Source organism: Rahnella sp. PCH160 (assembly GCF_047784855.1).
Lineage (GTDB): Bacteria > Pseudomonadota > Gammaproteobacteria > Enterobacterales > Enterobacteriaceae > Rahnella.
This window is the reverse complement of sequence record NZ_JBLOGT010000001.1, coordinates 3737753-3753718: the sequence shown is the minus strand read 5'-3', so window position 1 is coordinate 3753718 and position 15966 is coordinate 3737753. Positions and strand designations below refer to the sequence as shown.

The 15966-nt window shown below is 55.4% G+C and carries 18 protein-coding genes; 7 read left to right on the top strand and 11 right to left on the bottom strand.

All coding sequences use genetic code 11. From position 1 onward, the window contains the following. Positions 1-213 precede the first annotated feature (213 nt). From potG to ACM5QY_RS17185, 7 genes are all read left to right on the top strand, one after another. A complete protein-coding gene (gene potG / locus ACM5QY_RS17215; RefSeq protein ID WP_416121934.1) occupies positions 214-1347 on the top strand; it encodes a putrescine ABC transporter ATP-binding subunit PotG in 1134 nt (377 codons plus the stop codon). 10 nt (positions 1348-1357) lie between these two features. Beyond that, on the top strand, positions 1358-2311 hold the full coding sequence (gene potH, locus ACM5QY_RS17210) for a putrescine ABC transporter permease PotH (RefSeq protein WP_416121933.1): 954 nt from the start codon (positions 1358-1360) through the stop codon (positions 2309-2311). Continuing rightward, positions 2308-3153, top strand: coding sequence for a putrescine ABC transporter permease PotI (gene potI, locus ACM5QY_RS17205; protein WP_416121932.1), 846 nt, complete (start codon positions 2308-2310; stop codon positions 3151-3153). Before potH ends, potI begins: the two co-directional genes overlap by 4 nt. A 92-nt stretch (positions 3154-3245) precedes the next feature. Further along, a complete protein-coding gene (locus tag ACM5QY_RS17200; protein WP_416121931.1) occupies positions 3246-3692 on the top strand; it encodes a YbjO family protein in 447 nt (148 codons plus the stop codon). Positions 3693-3777: 85 nt separating this feature from the next. Then, positions 3778-4911, top strand: a complete 1134-nt coding sequence (gene rlmC, locus ACM5QY_RS17195; RefSeq protein ID WP_416121930.1) for a 23S rRNA (uracil(747)-C(5))-methyltransferase RlmC — start codon at positions 3778-3780, stop codon at positions 4909-4911. Between the two features lie 339 nt (positions 4912-5250). After that, complete coding sequence (locus ACM5QY_RS17190) at positions 5251-6546, top strand: OprD family outer membrane porin (RefSeq protein ID WP_416121929.1); 1296 nt, start codon at positions 5251-5253, stop codon at positions 6544-6546. Positions 6547-6571: 25 nt separating this feature from the next. Continuing rightward, positions 6572-7372 carry a histidine phosphatase family protein gene (locus ACM5QY_RS17185; protein WP_416121928.1) on the top strand — a complete coding sequence of 267 codons (801 nt, stop codon included), beginning with the start codon at positions 6572-6574 and terminating at the stop codon, positions 7370-7372. On the opposite strand, the gene fliR is transcribed toward ACM5QY_RS17185, so the two are convergent. The 11 genes from fliR to fliH form a co-directional block, all read right to left on the bottom strand. Beyond that, entirely contained in the window at positions 7369-8154 is a 786-nt protein-coding gene (gene fliR / locus ACM5QY_RS17180; RefSeq protein WP_416121927.1) for a flagellar biosynthetic protein FliR, read from the bottom strand. The two genes, ACM5QY_RS17185 and fliR, sit on opposite strands and share 4 nt — an antisense overlap. A gap of 3 nt (positions 8155-8157) precedes the next feature. After that, positions 8158-8427: a flagellar biosynthesis protein FliQ gene (fliQ, locus tag ACM5QY_RS17175; protein WP_104922231.1), complete on the bottom strand. Its 270-nt coding sequence runs from the start codon at positions 8425-8427 to the stop codon at positions 8158-8160. A 160-nt stretch (positions 8428-8587) separates the two neighbouring features. After that, entirely contained in the window at positions 8588-9367 is a 780-nt protein-coding gene (fliP, locus tag ACM5QY_RS17170) for a flagellar type III secretion system pore protein FliP (protein WP_416122914.1), read from the bottom strand. A gap of 23 nt (positions 9368-9390) precedes the next feature. Next, positions 9391-9828, bottom strand: coding sequence for a flagellar biosynthetic protein FliO (gene fliO, locus ACM5QY_RS17165; RefSeq protein WP_416121926.1), 438 nt, complete (start codon positions 9826-9828; stop codon positions 9391-9393). Next, positions 9828-10244 (bottom strand): flagellar motor switch protein FliN, encoded by a 417-nt coding sequence (gene fliN, locus ACM5QY_RS17160; protein WP_104922229.1) that lies wholly within the window; start codon positions 10242-10244, stop codon positions 9828-9830. The genes fliO and fliN overlap by 1 nt, the downstream gene beginning before the upstream one ends. Then, positions 10237-11253 carry a flagellar motor switch protein FliM gene (gene fliM / locus ACM5QY_RS17155; RefSeq protein WP_416121925.1) on the bottom strand — a complete coding sequence of 339 codons (1017 nt, stop codon included), beginning with the start codon at positions 11251-11253 and terminating at the stop codon, positions 10237-10239. The genes fliN and fliM overlap by 8 nt, the downstream gene beginning before the upstream one ends. A gap of 7 nt (positions 11254-11260) precedes the next feature. Beyond that, the gene (fliL, locus tag ACM5QY_RS17150; protein WP_416121924.1) at positions 11261-11761 is read right to left on the bottom strand and encodes a flagellar basal body-associated protein FliL; all 501 of its coding nucleotides are present in this window, start codon (positions 11759-11761) and stop codon (positions 11261-11263) included. 214 nt (positions 11762-11975) lie between these two features. Further along, complete coding sequence (locus tag ACM5QY_RS17145; protein ID WP_416121923.1) at positions 11976-13370, bottom strand: flagellar hook-length control protein FliK; 1395 nt, start codon at positions 13368-13370, stop codon at positions 11976-11978. Continuing rightward, positions 13367-13813 carry a flagellar export protein FliJ gene (fliJ, locus tag ACM5QY_RS17140; protein WP_416121922.1) on the bottom strand — a complete coding sequence of 149 codons (447 nt, stop codon included), beginning with the start codon at positions 13811-13813 and terminating at the stop codon, positions 13367-13369. The genes ACM5QY_RS17145 and fliJ overlap by 4 nt, the downstream gene beginning before the upstream one ends. 26 nt (positions 13814-13839) lie before the next feature. After that, on the bottom strand, positions 13840-15204 hold the full coding sequence (fliI, locus tag ACM5QY_RS17135; protein WP_416121921.1) for a flagellar protein export ATPase FliI: 1365 nt from the start codon (positions 15202-15204) through the stop codon (positions 13840-13842). After that, complete coding sequence (fliH, locus tag ACM5QY_RS17130) at positions 15204-15959, bottom strand: flagellar assembly protein FliH (RefSeq protein ID WP_416122913.1); 756 nt, start codon at positions 15957-15959, stop codon at positions 15204-15206. The genes fliI and fliH overlap by 1 nt, the downstream gene beginning before the upstream one ends. Positions 15960-15966 lie beyond the last annotated feature (7 nt).

Here is a 15966-nt window from a genome sequence, read left to right as displayed (position 1 = left end):
ACTGACTTGTGTCAGCTCCCGGGGACTTGCTCACTTGCCGCCTTGATGCAACCAGAAGGATTTTGAGTATTACGTTAGCGGCTCCGCACAATCACTGCGGGGCCGCTGGCATTTTGTTCCAGGCTGCTTTTGGGCATAGAAATCAGGCACTTTTCCCCCTGACTGTTATGCTTATTTGAAACTGCTTCATTTTGATACCGGAGATTTCTCTGAGTGAACGACGTCATTCCCCGCCCTCAGCCTAAGTCCCAGAAAGGTTTTACGCCTTTGCTGGAGATACGCAATTTAACCAAGTCTTTTGACGGCCAGGCCGCCGTGGATGATGTCAGCCTGACCATCTATAAAGGGGAGATTTTCGCACTGCTCGGCGCGTCCGGCTGTGGGAAATCGACACTGTTGCGCATGCTGGCCGGTTTTGAGCAGCCCACGCAGGGGCAGATTGTGCTGGACGGGGTTGACCTCTCGCAGGTGCCGCCGTATCAGCGTCCGATCAACATGATGTTCCAGTCCTACGCGCTGTTCCCGCACATGACGGTCGAACAGAACATTGCGTTCGGGCTCAAGCAGGACAAATTGCCGTCAGCAGAAATCAAAAGCCGCGTGGCAGAAATGCTGACGCTGGTTCACATGCAGGAATTCGCCAAACGCAAGCCGCATCAGCTTTCCGGCGGTCAGCGCCAGCGCGTGGCATTGGCCCGCAGTCTGGCAAAACGGCCAAAATTATTGCTGCTCGACGAGCCGATGGGCGCACTGGATAAAAAGCTGCGTGACCGTATGCAACTCGAAGTGGTCGATATTCTGGAGCGCGTCGGCGCGACCTGCGTGATGGTGACGCACGATCAGGAAGAAGCCATGACCATGGCGGGACGTATCGCCATTATGAACCGTGGCAAGTTTGTGCAAATCGGCGAACCGGAAGAGATCTATGAGCATCCGACCAGCCGCTTCAGCGCAGAATTTATCGGTTCGGTAAACGTGTTTGAAGGCGTGCTGAAAGAACGTCTGGATGATGCGTTAGTGCTGACATCGCCGGGGCTTCGGCATCCGCTGAAAGTGGATCCTGATGTCTCGGTCGTGGACGGCGTGCCGGTGTTTGTCGCGCTGCGTCCGGAAAAAATCATGCTCTGTGAAGAAGTACCGGAAGACGGCTGCAATTTTGCGGTGGGCGAAGTGGTCAACATCGCGTATCTGGGCGACCTGTCGATTTATCACGTTAAACTGCACAGTGGCCAGATGATCACGGCGCAATTGCAAAACGGCCACCGTTTCCGCAAGGGCATGCCAACCTGGGGCGACGAAGTGCGTCTGTGCTGGGAAGCCGACAGCTGCGTCGTGCTGACGGTTTAAGGGGGCGATAATGTCTGTGATTTCTGAAGTGACAACCGCTAAACCTCCGGGCGGATTTAAAACCCTGCTAGGACGCCTGCAACAGCGTCATGGCCGTAAGCTGGTGATCTTACTTCCGCTGGTGTGGTTCCTGCTGCTCTTTTTATTGCCGTTTTTAATCGTCTTTAAAATCAGTTTTGCCGAAATGGCGCGTGCCATTCCGCCGTATACCGATCTGGTCACCTGGACAGACGGTATGCTCAATATTGCGCTCAATATCGGTAACTACATCGGGTTAACACAAGATCCGCTGTACATCGATGCGTATCTGCAATCGCTGGAAGTGGCTGCGATTTCCACGATTCTGTGTCTGCTCATCGGTTATCCGCTGGCGTGGGCCGTGGCGCACAGCAGCAAATCCATGCGTAACATTCTGCTGTTGCTGGTGATTTTACCATCGTGGACGTCATTCCTGATCCGCGTCTACGCCTGGATTGGCATACTCAAAGACAACGGCGTGCTCAACAACGTGCTGCTCTGGCTGCATGTGATCGACCAGCCGCTGGTGATTTTGCACACCAATCTGGCGGTCTATATCGGGATTGTGTACTCGTATCTGCCGTTTATGATCCTGCCGATTTACACCGCGCTGACCCGCATGGATTATTCGCTGGTGGAAGCGGCGTCCGATCTCGGTGCGCGGCCAATGAAAACCTTCTTTAAAGTGATTATGCCGCTGACCAAAGGCGGGATTATCGCCGGTTCGATGCTGGTCTTTATCCCGGCGGTCGGCGAATACGTGATCCCTGAACTGCTTGGCGGCCCGGACAGCAACATGATCGGGCGCGTTTTGTGGCAGGAATTCTTCAATAACCGCGACTGGCCGGTGGCGTCTGCGGTGGCGGTGGTCATGCTGTTACTGCTGATCATGCCGATCCTGTGGTTCCAGAAATACCAAAATAAAGAGCTGGGAGAAAAAGAATGAACCAGTTGCCGGTTGTCCGTTCGCCGTGGCGAATTCTTATTCTCGTGCTCGGCTTTACGTTTTTGTATGCGCCGATGCTGATGCTGGTTATTTATTCGTTTAACAGTTCCAAGCTTGTTACGGTCTGGGCGGGCTGGTCTACCCGCTGGTATACTCAGCTTTTCCACGATTCTGCGATGATTAGCGCGGTCGGAATGAGCCTGACGATTGCCACCGCAGCCGCGACTATGGCCGTTATTGTCGGCACGCTGGCGGCGGTGGTGATGGTGCGGTTCCAGCGTTTTCGTGGCTCGACCGGTTTTGCGTTTATGCTGACAGCACCGTTGGTTATGCCGGACGTCATCACCGGTCTGGCGCTGCTGTTGCTGTTTGTGGCGATGGGGCACGCTTTTGGCTGGCCGGCTGAGCGCGGCATGTTCACCATCTGGCTGGCGCATGTGACATTTTGCAGTGCGTATGTTGCGGTGGTGGTCTCGGCGCGACTGCGCGAACTGGATCGTTCCATCGAAGAAGCAGCGATGGATTTAGGCGCGGCGCCGCTGAAAGTCTTCTTCATCATTACGCTGCCGATGATCCTGCCAGCCCTGATTTCCGGCTGGCTGCTGGCGTTCACGCTGTCGCTTGACGATCTGGTTATCGCCAGTTTTGTTGCCGGGCCGGGCGCAACGACCTTGCCAATGCTGGTCTTCGCCAGCGTGCGTATGGGCGTTAACCCGGAAATCAACGCACTGGCGACGCTCATCCTGCTGGTGGTGGGTATTATTGGAATGATGGCCTGGTGGTTTATGTCGCGAGCTGAGAAGCAAAGAATCAGGGACATCCAGCGCGCAGCGCGAAATTAATCTCCGTTGTCCTTCGGGTTGCCGCAATGCAGCCCGAATGATTTAGGGGGTCAGGCGTTGAATACAACAAGAAAAGGACACGACACGGACGTATGAAACTGGCATTTATCCCTGTTCCCGTCATGATTGCCGCCTCGGCGATTGTTGCCACGCGCTGTCTTGAGTTTATATTGCTGTTTGACGCCATGGGTTTTTCAGGGCTGATGAGCTTTATCGAAGTCAGTGCAGAGTCGTGGCTGAACTGTTTTATCCTGCTGGCCAGCCTGCTGATTGTGCTGATTGAATGCCGGGCAGCGTACGCCATGATGCGTGCGCGGATCTGGGGACGCAGGGCGTTTATTGGCTGTCAGGTGATCGTCGTGGGTTATATGTTGCTGGCGTCTTTCGAATGGTTCGGGCCGCGCATTTTTCGCTTTGATGTCGATACGCAGGGCGAATTTCTCACCGCGCTGCTGATGCAAAAAATCCCCGATATTGTGGTTCTGCTGCTACTTTTCGTGCCCGCCAGCAGCCGCCGCTTCTTTGCCAATCGTAAATAGCACCTGTCGCAGGTGAGCCTTTCAGGCCGCGTGGTGATACACTGCGCGCCAGATTTTCCCCGTATTCGATGACCGGAACTTTTTCATGCACTGCGCACTTTATACCGCCGGAACCTGCCGCTCATGTCAGTGGCTCGACACGCCTTATTCGCAACAATTAGCTGACAAACAGCGGGATTTACACTCTCTGCTGGAAGGTTTGCCGGTCGGTGAATGGCGCGAACCGGTGACCGGGCCGGAAAGTGCGTTTCGCAATAAAGCGAAAATGGTGGTCAGCGGCAGCGTTGAGCGTCCGTTGCTCGGGATGTTACACCGCGACGGCACGCCGGTAGATTTATGCGAATGTCCGCTGTATCCCGCCCGTTTTCCGGCGGTGTTTACCGTACTCAAAACCTTTATCGCCCGCGCCGGTCTGACGCCGTATAACGTGTCGCGTAAACGTGGCGAACTGAAATTTCTGTTGCTGACCGAAAGCCAGAAAGACGGCGGCATGATGCTGCGTTTTGTTCTGCGCTCGGAAATGAAACTTGCCCAGCTGCGCGCCGCATTGCCGTGGCTGCAACAGCAGTTGCCGCAGCTGACCGTGATTTCGGCCAATATCCAGCCGGTGCATATGGCGATCCTGGAAGGCGACACTGAAATCCCGCTGACGGACGTGCAACGACTCGAAGAAGAATTTAACCACGTGCCGCTGTTTATCCGCCCGCAAAGCTTCTTCCAGACCAATCCGCAGGTCGCTGCACGGCTTTATTCCACCGCGCGCGACTGGGTGCGTGAGCGCGGCAATATCGCCAGTATGTGGGATTTGTTCTGCGGCGTCGGTGGTTTTGGCCTGCATTGCGCCACGCCAGAGATGAAACTGACCGGCATTGAAATCAGCGCGGAAGCCATCGCCTGTGCGAAAGAATCCGCCAGCCGTCTGGGGCTGAAAAACGTCGAATTCCAGGCACTGGATTCCACCGGTTTTGCGACCGGAAAAGGTGAAGTTCCGGACCTGATTCTGGTGAATCCGCCACGGCGCGGGATTGGCAAAACGCTGTGCGATTACCTGAGCCAGATGTCGCCGGATACCATTTTGTATTCCAGTTGTAATGCGCAGACGATGGCGAAAGATCTGAGTCTGTTGCCTGGCTACGCGATTGCGCGCGTCCAGCTTTTCGACATGTTCCCGCATACTGCGCATTACGAAGTGATGGCGTTGCTGACGCGGGAAATATAACAGTATTAATAAGCTGAGATTATTACGTTTCTGTATTATCGATATTCCCCAAAGGAAGCGGTAAAGATTTCAGCTATTAACGGATATCAAAATTCGGAAAATCTTTATATCGCGCCGGGTAAAGTTGATTCGCTTCACAAATAATTCTTTTAATCTTTAAAATTACCTCGTTGCACTGTTTTTTATTTTTAAATCCGTTATGTTTGCTCCCGGATTGTTACTGCATCGGCAGGCAAAACCTGAACTGAAGTTTCCCGCATCCGGGAGATATCGGCTCAGGTTTTTTTTTGCCTTTTATAAATGCACCCTGAAACATTTTGGCTTAATGGAAGATTCGCTATGGAAAAGCACGCTCTGGCACTGGTTACCGGCATTCTTTGTTCCCCCGCACTGGCTTTTGCCGGTGTCGATGATCTCGCGGAAACCGATTTTATAAAAAACAGCTCCCTCGATTTTGGGTTGCATAATATATGGAAATACCTGGATGAAGGTGAGACGGATAAACGCAATGTCCACTCGGCATGGGGGCAGGGGGTAGCGCTGGATTATAAATCCGGGTATTTATCCGATTTTATTGGTGTTGATGCTTCTTATTATGGCGTGATCAAACTGGCGGCTGCTGATAATTTCGCCTCCAGAGGGATATTGTATGATGACGGTGGGAAGGCTAAAGGTTTTAATAAACTCGGCCAGTTTTTTGGTAAAGCGAAATTCTCGCAGTCTGGCGTTGAAGGCAATCTGTACGGTGGCTGGAAACTGATTAAGCTTGGCGTACTGACCACCTCAATGCGCGCCGCGCCGAACACCTACAACGGCTGGAGCGGCGACCTGACTTATGATGCGTACCGCCTGCGGCTCGCGTATCTAACCCAATCGCTGAACCGTGATTCGCCGGATAAGGTGAATTTCATGACCAGCGACGGGCACGCGATTGACGCCATTTACACCGGCGATGTTCAGTTCAAAGCCGACAATATTACCGCGCTTTATTTCTACGGTGAAAGTGAAGACTATTTGCGCAGAAATGGTCTGGAGCTGAACCTGAAGCAAAATAAAACACTGTCCTACGGCGTGCAGATCTATATGACGCAGGCGCTGGATAAATGGGACAGCATGGCGAATAACAAAAAGGATTTCGATAATCGTGCCAATCATTATGCGGCAGACGTGACGTGGAAATACAACGGCTGGACGACAAAAGGCGGGCTGGCTTATACCGACGCGAATAAAGAGGGCGGGATCGGTATGTATCCCCGTCATATGAGTAAAAACTCGCGCGGTACGTTTAATTCCATGACCACTGCGGGGCTGGATTATATGCGCGACGAGGAAAAAGTATTGTCGCTGGATGTCGGTTACCACATCACGCCGGAAGTGGTAGTAGGCATCAATACGCATTACGGCTTCTTTGATTATCAGGGGCAACCGGTGAAAGAGGGAGAATTCAACGTGTATACCCTGTGGAAACCGGCGTCGAAAAAGCTCAAGGATTTATCAATTTTCGCCATGATCGGGCCGGGCAGAACCTATGAACACAAAGGCACTGCGCCGATTGTCGATCATCACGGAAATATCAAAAGCGCCGACAGTTTTGCGGCGGAATTTCGCCTGGATTACAAATTCAACATATTTTAATCAACTCGCTTAAAAGGACATTACGATGAAAAATACACTCTGGAAAACGCTGGTCTCATTTTTAGTCTTCGGCTTTATCAATGCGCAGGCGGCGCCGGTGCCTGCCTCTCCCGCACAGGCGACGGCTGAGAAAGATACCGTCACGTTTTACGTCACGCGCCACGGCAAAACCTTATTTAACACGGCGCACCGCGCCCAGGGCTGGTCCGACACGCCGCTGACTGCCGCCGGTGTTTCTGTGGCAGAAGATCTCGGGCGCGGCTTGAAAGGCATCCCCTTCGTTGCGGCGTATTCCAGTGATTCCGGTCGCGCCCGTCAGACTGCAAAGATCGCACTGACACTCGCCGGGCAGTCATTACCGGTGACGGAAGATGAGCGTCTGCGCGAAACATTTTTTGGTATCTATGAAGGCGAACATGAATCTGTGATGTGGGAACCGGTTGCGAAAAAACTCGGTTTCGCAGACTTCACTTCCGTGACGCAGGCGCTGTCAAAAGGGCAGATTACCCTCGAAAAAATGATGAATACGCTGGCGGCTGTTGACCCTTCGCACACCACCGAAAACGCCACACAGGTAAAAACCCGTATGCAGGCCGCGCTGCATGACATCGCACAGAAAACCCGTGCCGAAGGCGGCGGGAACGTCCTGATTGTTTCACACGGTATGGCAATCATGGCGATGCTGGAAGGTATGACGCCCGAAGAAAACCTGCGCGCACCTTTGCAAAACGCCAGCGTTACGGTGATCACGTACAAAGACGGCAAATTCACCGTCGGCAAGGTCGGGGATATGCAGTTTGTGGAGAAAGGGACGTTACAACACTAATCCGCTGCAAACTGATTCATGATCAGCACCAGCTTATCGAGAATTTCACTGAACAGGTGCTCGCTGAAAGGGGCGAGCATCGGCATCATCAGGCCGATGGCCAGAATGCCGATACTGAGTGTCAGCGGGAAGCCGATAACGAAGACGGAAAGCTGCGGCGTGACGCGGTTTAACAGGCCGAGTGCCATGTTGAGCGTCAGCAGCAGCGTCACAATCGGCAAGGCCAGCATCAGACCGCCGCTGAACACAATGCTGCCTGCTTTCGCTACGGCCATAAACCCCTCGGCATTCACCGGATTCGGGCTGATGGGAAGGGTGTGGAAGCTGTCGGCGAGCAGGGAAATCAGCCACAGATGGGCGTTAAAACTGAGGAAAAGCAGCACCGCCAGCAGGTTCAGAAATTGTGCCAGCAGCGGAGTGTTCAGGCGGTTGCTGGGGTCGTAAAACGTCGCAAAGGAAATACCCATTTGCAGCCCCATAATTTCACCGGCCATGCGGATGGCGGCAAACGCCAGCTGCATTGTGATGCCCAGCGCGGTACCAATCATGATTTGCTGCATTGCCAGCCACAGCGCCGGGGTGGAAAATATCGGCGTGTCGACAGGCGGCAGCGAAGGCGCAATCAGAAAAGTGATCATCATTCCCAGACCGAGTTTGACGCGGCTCGGGACGGATTTCTCACTGGTGATAGGCGCGGTGCTGATCAGTGCCAGGATCCGCAGCAGCGGCCAGAAGTACATGCTGAGCCATCCGGCAAGTTGCGTACTGTCGAAGGAAACCATGGGTTAACCGATGATGTAAGGCAGGTTGGAAAACAGCGTGCGCATATAATCAAGCAGCAGATTCAGCATCCACGGGCCAGCAATGACGATGGTCGCGACAACGGCCAGAATTTTAGGAATGAAGGACAACGTTTGTTCGTTGATCTGCGTGGCCGCCTGCAACAGGCTGACGATAAGCCCGGTGACCAGCGCCGCGAGCAATAATGGCGCGGCGACGGCCAGCGCCACTTTCATCGCTTCATTACCCAATGCCATTACCGATTCAGGAGTCATTGCACAGTTCTCATAAAAGAAGACGGTTTAGCTCCCTCCCCTGCGAAGGGGAGGGTTGGGGTGGGGTATTAATGGCATCTCTGACGTTGCCTGCTAAACCCCCTCCCGGCCTCTCCCTTCGCAGGGGGAGGAGCAAGACGCCTGTCAAGTCAGGCGTTTATTAACTATAGAAACTCTGTGCCAGTGAACCGAGCAGCAGTTGCCAGCCATCGACCAGCACAAACAGCATGAGCTTGAAGGGGAGTGAGATGGTGGCCGGTGGCACCATCATCATACCCAGCGCCATCAGCACGCTGGCGACCACCAGGTCGATAATCATGAACGGAATAAACACGGTGAAGCCAATCTGGAAGGCCGTTTTCAGTTCGCTGGTGACGTAAGCAGGCAGCAGAATACGCATGGGTACGGCTTCCGGGCCCGCCAGCGGCGGGATGTTTGCCAGGCGGGCATACAGCGCGAGGTCGCTTTCACGGGTCTGGCGCAGCATGAACTGGCGCAGCGGCTGAGCGCCTTTGTCCATCGCATCCTGCATGGTAATTTTGTTTTCGCTAAACGGCTGGTAGGCGTCGCTGTAGATTTTGTCGAAGACCGGCGCCATCACGAAAAAGGTCAGGAACAGCCCGAGCCCCAGAAGCACCTGGTTTGGCGGCGCGGACGGCGTACCCAGCGCATTTCGCAGCAGGCCGAGTACGATAATTATGCGGGTAAAACTGGTACACATCAGCAACATGGCGGGCAGCAGCGTCAGCGTGGTGATGAACACCAGCGTCTGAATCGGCAGCGACCAGTTTTGTGCGCCGTTGGACATCTGCTGGCTGATAATACCGGGTAACTGTGCGAATGCGGCCGGGCTTATCAGCAGCAGCAGCGGCAGCGGCAGGCACAGGCGGGTGAGAAGGCGAACAGGGCGCTGACGGACAGCGATTACGGCGGATTTCATCATTTTGTTCACGGCGGACTGGGTCATGCCTGCTTTCCCGGACGTTTCAACATTTTCTGCATCAGCTGACGGAAATCCGCAGGCTGACTGTCATGAGTGCCAGATTCCGGTGTTTGCACTGCCGGCGGCGCGCTCAGTGTGTGCAGCGGGGTGATATTTTGCGCGGTCACGCCCAGCACCAGCCAGGTGTTATCCACTTCCACGATCACCACTTTTTCGCTGCGTCCCACCTGAACACTGGCAGTCACTTTCAGCAGCTTGTTATTTTTTGACTGCGGCGCGAAACCGGCGCGTTTGGCGACCCAGCCGATACACAGGATCAGCAGCAAAATACCGCCGAGCACCGTACTGACCTGTGTCAGCACAGAACTGGCGGGCATTGCCGGCGCTAAAGCCTGTGTCGCAGCATGAGTTTGCGCACCCTGAATATACGGAGAATCCGTGGCCGCAGTCTGGCTCATCAGCGGCTCAGCCGGCGCATACGTTCGGACGGCGTGATGATATCGGTGATGCGCACGCCGTATTTGTCGGCGACGACCACGACTTCACCCTGAGCAATCAGGTAGCCGTTGATGAGAATATCCAGCGGCTCACCGGCAAGGCCATCGAGTGCAACAACGGAACCCTGCGACAGGCGCAGCAGTTCTTTGATGGTCATTTTGGTACGGCCTAATTCAACGGTCAGTTTCACCGGAATATCAAGGATCATGTCGATATCCTGCAAACTGCCCGCTCCGTCCTGGGCACCCAGCGCGGCGAAAACACCCTCGGTTGACGCTTTGGCGCTGCCCGCAGATTGTTGTTCGTTAAACGCATCAGCCCATAAATCGTCAACGTTATCCGATCCGGCGTCAGACGGTTTATTGGTGTCACTCATGGGGCTGTTCCTCATCTAGAGAATTTAAAATCGGGTTGATCAAATGTTCAACGCGCAGGGCGTATTGTTCGTTTAGGGTGCCGTACTGGCTGGTCAGCACCGGAACGCCGTCGACGTGTGCGATCAGACGATCAGGTTTTTCAATCGGCAGGACATCGCCCGGTTGCAGTTTCAGGATCTGAGAAAGACGCAGCGGGATTTCAACGAAATTCGCCACCAGCTCCAGTTCAGATTGCTGAACCTGATGCACCAGGTTTTCACGCCACTGACTTTCTTCATGACGGGAGTTCTCGACCGGCGGATTGGTCAGCAACTCACGTAACGGTTCAATCATGCTGAACGGAATACAGATATTGAAATCACCGCTCAGCGCACCGATTTCCACATGGAACGGCGTGGTGACCACGATGTCGTTCGGGGAAGAGGTGATGTTGGTGAACTTAATCTGCAATTCAGCACGGACATATTCCACGCTCAGCTTGTAAACGCCGCTCCACGCATCTTCGTAGGCATCGAGCGCCAGCGTGAGCATACGTTTGATCACGCGCTGTTCGGTGTGGGTGAATTCGCGCCCTTCCACTTTGGTCGGGAAACGGCCGTCACCGCCAAACAGGTTATCCACCGCAATAAAGACCAGGCTTGGCGCGAACACAAACAGTGCCGTGCCGCGCAATGGCTTGAGGTGGATCAGGTTCAGGTTAGTCGGCACCGGCAGGTTGCGGGCGAAGTCATGATAGGGCTGGATTTTGATCGGCCCGACCGTGATGTCCGGGCTGCGACGCAACAGGTTAAACAGCCCCATACGGAAGTGACGGGCAAAACGCTCGTTAATGATTTCCAGCGCCTGCAACCGCTCACGCACAACGCGACGTTGCGTTGTGGGGTCAAAAGGTTTTACACCGTCGTCCGACGCTTTGGCCTTTGCAGCGCTTGCCGCATCGGCTGCGCTGTCACTGTCGCCATTAAGCAGTGCGTCGATCTCGGCCTGTGAAAGAATGCTGTCGCCCATAATTTGTTTATCGCAGTATGAAAGCAGTGAAAAGCACGTCGTTGATCACCTGAGGAGGCTGACCTTTGACCAGTGGTGCATCCAGAACCTGTTTGATCTCCTGCACCAGTTGTTGCTTACCGGCTTCGTTGGCGAGATCGCCGGTCTTCTGGCGGGACAACAGCAACAACAGGCGGCTGCGAACTTCAGGCAGGTATTCCGTGAGGGTAGCCCGGTTCTGTTCATCCGGCAGACGCAGGGTCAGGCCGATGTACAGCACGCGGTCAGGGTCGTTATCCGGCGTTTGCAGGTTAACGGTGAAAGTATCCAGTGCCAGGAAGATCGGCGCCGCAGGGGGCTCACTTTTCTTCACTTCAGCCGCGCTACCGTTCGCCGGCTGCTGTTTGTGCATCATCCACCAGGCGTAACCGGCCGCACCACAGGCTCCAATGGTAATCAGTAACAGCAGAATCATCATTAACGGCCGCTTTTTTTTCTTACGCGACGCCGTGAGAGCAGAGTCAGACATGGATGAGGCGATTTCCTGTAAGTATGAGCAGGCTGGCGTGAGGAGCACCAGACTGCTGAGTCAATTCTGAGAATGATTATCCCGCTTATCCTGTTGTTCAATAGTCAGAATAGGCGGGGTAAATAAGGTTAGCTCTGCCGTTTGAATTAAGGGAGAACTGACCGTCAGCAATTATCTGAAACAATTTTGCGAGGTTTTACGCAACTCAAAAAAGTTAGGCAAAGATATCCACGCTGTTATTTCCGCTAATCCGTTGAGCAATAGAGGCCGGAACCGGCAGGGCGTCACTGGCGGAATTGCTGCCGGAATTGAATGCCGCCCAGCTGGATGCGTCACCCTGTTGCGTCCCGGACTGCGAGCTTTGCTGCTGAGCTTGTTGCCATTGCGAACTGTCACTGCCCACGCTGCTTTGCCCGAGGCTGATGCCGTTGTCGGCCAGCGCGGTTTTCAGCTCGGGCATGGCCGCTTCAATGGCGGAACGCACGCCACTGTGACCGGAAACAAAGTGCAATTGCGCCTGATTGTTCTCAATTTTCATGCTGATCTGGATCGAACCCAAATCATCAGGATGCAGACGCAGTTCTGCCGTCTGTTGCCCCTGACGGTTGAACATCATGACCTGCTGGCCGAGCTGCTGTTGCCATTCCGGCGTCCCCAGTTGGGCATTCAGTAGCGGTGTGGAAGGCGCGGTGACGACGCTGGTGGTGGTCGGCGTGGTGGACACCGGGGCCGAAGACACGGCGACCGCCGCCGTGTTCAGCTGACTGAGTGCCTGCGAATTGCTGTCGAGCGTCCGGCTGTCGCTTTGTTGCACGGCGGCCGTGTTGTTTGCCGCAGCGCTCATTGACGCCAGTGCGCTGCTGAAATCAGCGGCATTGGTGGACGCCGTGCTTTTACTGCTGGCGGCGTGCTGTGAGGTTGCGGTGGACGCCGCATTACCCGATGCAGACGCCGCCGCTTTCGAGTCGGTATCGGTCACGGCGGCAGTTTTACCGTCGCCGGTCAGCAGGGATGACGCCGTCGCGTTCAGACCCGAAAGCAGGGCGCTGGCATTTTGCGCAGGCGTGCTGTCATTGGTGGCGGTCTGCGTGGCGGCTGCCGTCACGGTCTGAATCTGCTGCGCAGGCTGTTGCTGTACCCCCAGTTGCGCGAACAGCGCCTGAATGCTGGCATCCGCAGAATCCGCGTCTTTGTCTTTATCGCTCAGCGCACTGTCTTTGGCCGATGCCGCACTGGTTCCCTTCAGGCTGCCGGCAGGCAAAATCTGGATTGCGGCGATCATTTTGCTCAGATCACTGTCATCGAGCATCAGGGTGCCGTCATTCTCGCCGGTGGTCACCGCCTGCGTCAGCGTGTTCTTATCAATCGTTTCACCCTTGGCGCTGATTTGCTGCCCGAGCGTCGCCAGCGTGCTGGTGAGTTTCGGATCGAGTTTCGACCCCAGTTGCGCTTCGAGCTGGCTGGCAAAATCCGCTGGGGACGACGCGGTCGTCTCGCCGATCGCAGTGACGTCAGACGCCGCAGAACTCGCGGCAGAGGAACTGCCGGACGCCGCGCTCGTGGTCGTCTTTGCCGTGGTGACGGCAGCAGGCAAAATATTCAGATTCATTGATTTTTCTTCCTGTATGCGCTGCGCTGGGCGAACTCATCGTTCTGTTTTTGATCAATCTTGTTTTCCAGTGAACGTTGCTGCTCGCTGGCACGCGATTGCAGAGTCTGATAAGCATTCAGCCGCTGTTGCTTTTCCTGCCACTGGTGAACGGCGGTATTCAGCCGCTGATCCCACTGTTGTAATTGTTTACGGTGCTGGTCAATGGCGACTTCCAGCGTGCCGATAAATTGCTGGTAGTTTTGCCAGGTGTTCGCCGCAATGCCGCCGGTCATGGTCGTATTCAGCTTTTCGCGATATTCACGCTGATAATTGAGCAGCATCGTGAGTTGTTGTTCAGCCTGATTATGCGACTGCCTGATCTGGCCTAAATTGTTGGTCGCCTGATCCAGCGCTTTTTGCGCCAGAGAACAAAGGGTGATCAATGGTGATGCGTTTTCCATCTGATTTACCTTTATCGGTTAGAGAGTTAGCCAGGGAACAACATATTGAGTTCCAGACAGGCGTCTTCGTAAGTGCTGCGTTCCAGGATGTCCTGCTGGAGGAAATTCTCCATTTGCGGATACAGCCTGATGGCGCGATCCAGCATCGGATCGCTGCCTGCGGCGTAGGCGCCGACGCTGACCAAATCACGGTTGCGCTGGTAGCTGGACAACAGTTGTTTGAAATTACGTACGCGCCCGTACTGGGCATCGTCGATCAGCGATGTCATTGCACGGCTGATCGACGCTTCAATATCGATGGCCGGATAATGGCCGGATTCGGCTAAACGACGTGACAGCACCACGTGGCCGTCGAGGATGGCGCGCGCGGAGTCGGCGATAGGATCCTGCTGGTCATCGCCCTCGGTCAGCACGGTATAAAATGCCGTAATCGAGCCGCCGCCGGAGATGCCGTTCCCGGCGCGTTCAACCAGCGCAGGTAATTTGGCAAACACGGAAGGCGGATAGCCTTTGGTGGCGGGCGGTTCGCCGATGGCCAGCGCGATTTCACGCTGCGCCATGGCATAACGCGTCAGGGAATCCATGATCAGCAAAACGTGCTGACCGCGATCGCGGAAATCTTCGGCGATACGCGTGGCATACGCGGCACCCTGCATACGCAGAAGTGGCGAAACGTCGGCGGGCGCGGCGATAACCACCGAACGCGCGCGGCCTTCGTCACCTAAAATGTTCTCGATAAAATCTTTAACTTCACGGCCACGTTCACCGATCAGCCCGACCACAATCACGTCGGCTTTGGTGTAGCGCGCCATCATGCCGAGCAGCACGGATTTACCGACACCGGAACCGGCGAAAAGGCCCATACGCTGGCCGCGTCCGACGGTGAGCAATGCGTTAATGGCGCGCACGCCGACGTCAAGCACGTCGGTAATCGGGGTACGTTGCAACGGGTTAAACGGCGGGGTGATCAGGGCGGCGCGGTAGCCGGTATCGGGAGGCGGTAAACCGTCGAGCGGTTTGGCGCTGCCGTCGAGCACGCGACCGAGCAACTGCAGGCCGAGCGGAAGTTGTTTACCGGCGGTCTGGCCGTCGGCGGCGATCCGGGCATACACCCGCGCACCCGGCAAAATCCCTTCGACTTCTTCCAGCGGCATCAGAAACAGGCTCTGGCCGTTAAAACCGACCACTTCGCTTTCCACTTCCTGGACAACCGGGCCGTCGTGTCGTTCAATCAGACAGGTTGCGCCCAGCGGTAACTGCAATCCGGTGGCTTCGAGAACCAGACCCGTCGCACGCGTCAGACGCCCGTAACGGCGAACGGACGGCGTGCGGGCCATGCGTTTTTCCGCATCATCCAGCGTTTTCAGCAGGCGGCTCAGGCGGGCGGTCATCAGAGATCTCCCGGCGCCGCAAGGCGGCACAGCTCATGCCAGCGCGTGGCCAGCGACGCATCCATATCGCCATCTTCTGCGCTGACTTTACAGCCACCGGCGTGGATCTGGCTGTCGGCCAGCAGACGCCAGCCGTTCATGCTCAGGGTAGAACCCAGTTGCTGTTCGACACGTTCGAAATCTGCCGGGTTGACGCGCAGTTGCGGTTTGCCCTTGAACATCGGTTCCTGCTGAATCAGTTGCTGGATCTGGTTGAGCAGGGCGGAACCGTCACAAATCGGTGCCTGACCGATAATTTGCTTGGCCGCCGTCAGTGCCATCTGCATCAGACGCGAGGCAATCACGCTGTCCAGTGCGTCCAGCGTTTGCTGGAAATCAGACACCATCTGCTGCCAGTGCTCGGTCAGCACGGCCTGCTGATGCTGGCCTTCCTGCAAACCTTGCTGATGCCCGGCTTCCTGACCTTGCTGAAAACCGGCGGCGTAACCCTGTTTCTGCCCGGCTTCCAGACCTTGCTGGAAACCCTGCTGTTCAGCGCGGCGTTGCAGATTCAGCAATTCATTCTGGTCCACCTGAAGCTTTGGCAAGCCGTCGTCATGTTCTTCTTCGCCTTCGGCCAGCAAAGGCTCGTCAGGCTTAGTGAACACCGGTACGGCCAGATCGCCCGGTCTCCAGGGCTGCCATGGCAGGGCGTTGATGCGCTCGGCATTACGCTCTTCTGCGGTTTTCTTTTCCGGCGCAGGCTTGTTGGACATCGGGTTA

Coding starts and splice junctions, on each gene's coding strand:
- potH (WP_416121933.1), top strand. CDS start 1,358: ATGTCTGTGATTTCTGAAGTGACAACCGCTAAACCTCCGGGCGGATTT.
- potI (WP_416121932.1), top strand. CDS start 2,308: ATGAACCAGTTGCCGGTTGTCCGTTCGCCGTGGCGAATTCTTATTCTC.
- ACM5QY_RS17200 (WP_416121931.1), top strand. CDS start 3,246: ATGAAACTGGCATTTATCCCTGTTCCCGTCATGATTGCCGCCTCGGCG.
- rlmC (WP_416121930.1), top strand. CDS start 3,778: ATGCACTGCGCACTTTATACCGCCGGAACCTGCCGCTCATGTCAGTGG.
- ACM5QY_RS17190 (WP_416121929.1), top strand. CDS start 5,251: ATGGAAAAGCACGCTCTGGCACTGGTTACCGGCATTCTTTGTTCCCCC.
- ACM5QY_RS17185 (WP_416121928.1), top strand. CDS start 6,572: ATGAAAAATACACTCTGGAAAACGCTGGTCTCATTTTTAGTCTTCGGC.
- fliR (WP_416121927.1), bottom strand. CDS start 8,154: ATGGTTTCCTTCGACAGTACGCAACTTGCCGGATGGCTCAGCATGTAC.
- fliQ (WP_104922231.1), bottom strand. CDS start 8,427: ATGACTCCTGAATCGGTAATGGCATTGGGTAATGAAGCGATGAAAGTG.
- fliP (WP_416122914.1), bottom strand. CDS start 9,367: ATGAAATCCGCCGTAATCGCTGTCCGTCAGCGCCCTGTTCGCCTTCTC.
- fliO (WP_416121926.1), bottom strand. CDS start 9,828: ATGAGCCAGACTGCGGCCACGGATTCTCCGTATATTCAGGGTGCGCAA.
- fliN (WP_104922229.1), bottom strand. CDS start 10,244: ATGAGTGACACCAATAAACCGTCTGACGCCGGATCGGATAACGTTGAC.
- fliM (WP_416121925.1), bottom strand. CDS start 11,253: ATGGGCGACAGCATTCTTTCACAGGCCGAGATCGACGCACTGCTTAAT.
- fliL (WP_416121924.1), bottom strand. CDS start 11,761: ATGTCTGACTCTGCTCTCACGGCGTCGCGTAAGAAAAAAAAGCGGCCG.
- ACM5QY_RS17145 (WP_416121923.1), bottom strand. CDS start 13,370: ATGAATCTGAATATTTTGCCTGCTGCCGTCACCACGGCAAAGACGACC.
- fliJ (WP_416121922.1), bottom strand. CDS start 13,813: ATGGAAAACGCATCACCATTGATCACCCTTTGTTCTCTGGCGCAAAAA.
- fliI (WP_416121921.1), bottom strand. CDS start 15,204: ATGACCGCCCGCCTGAGCCGCCTGCTGAAAACGCTGGATGATGCGGAA.
- fliH (WP_416122913.1), bottom strand. CDS start 15,959: ATGTCCAACAAGCCTGCGCCGGAAAAGAAAACCGCAGAAGAGCGTAAT.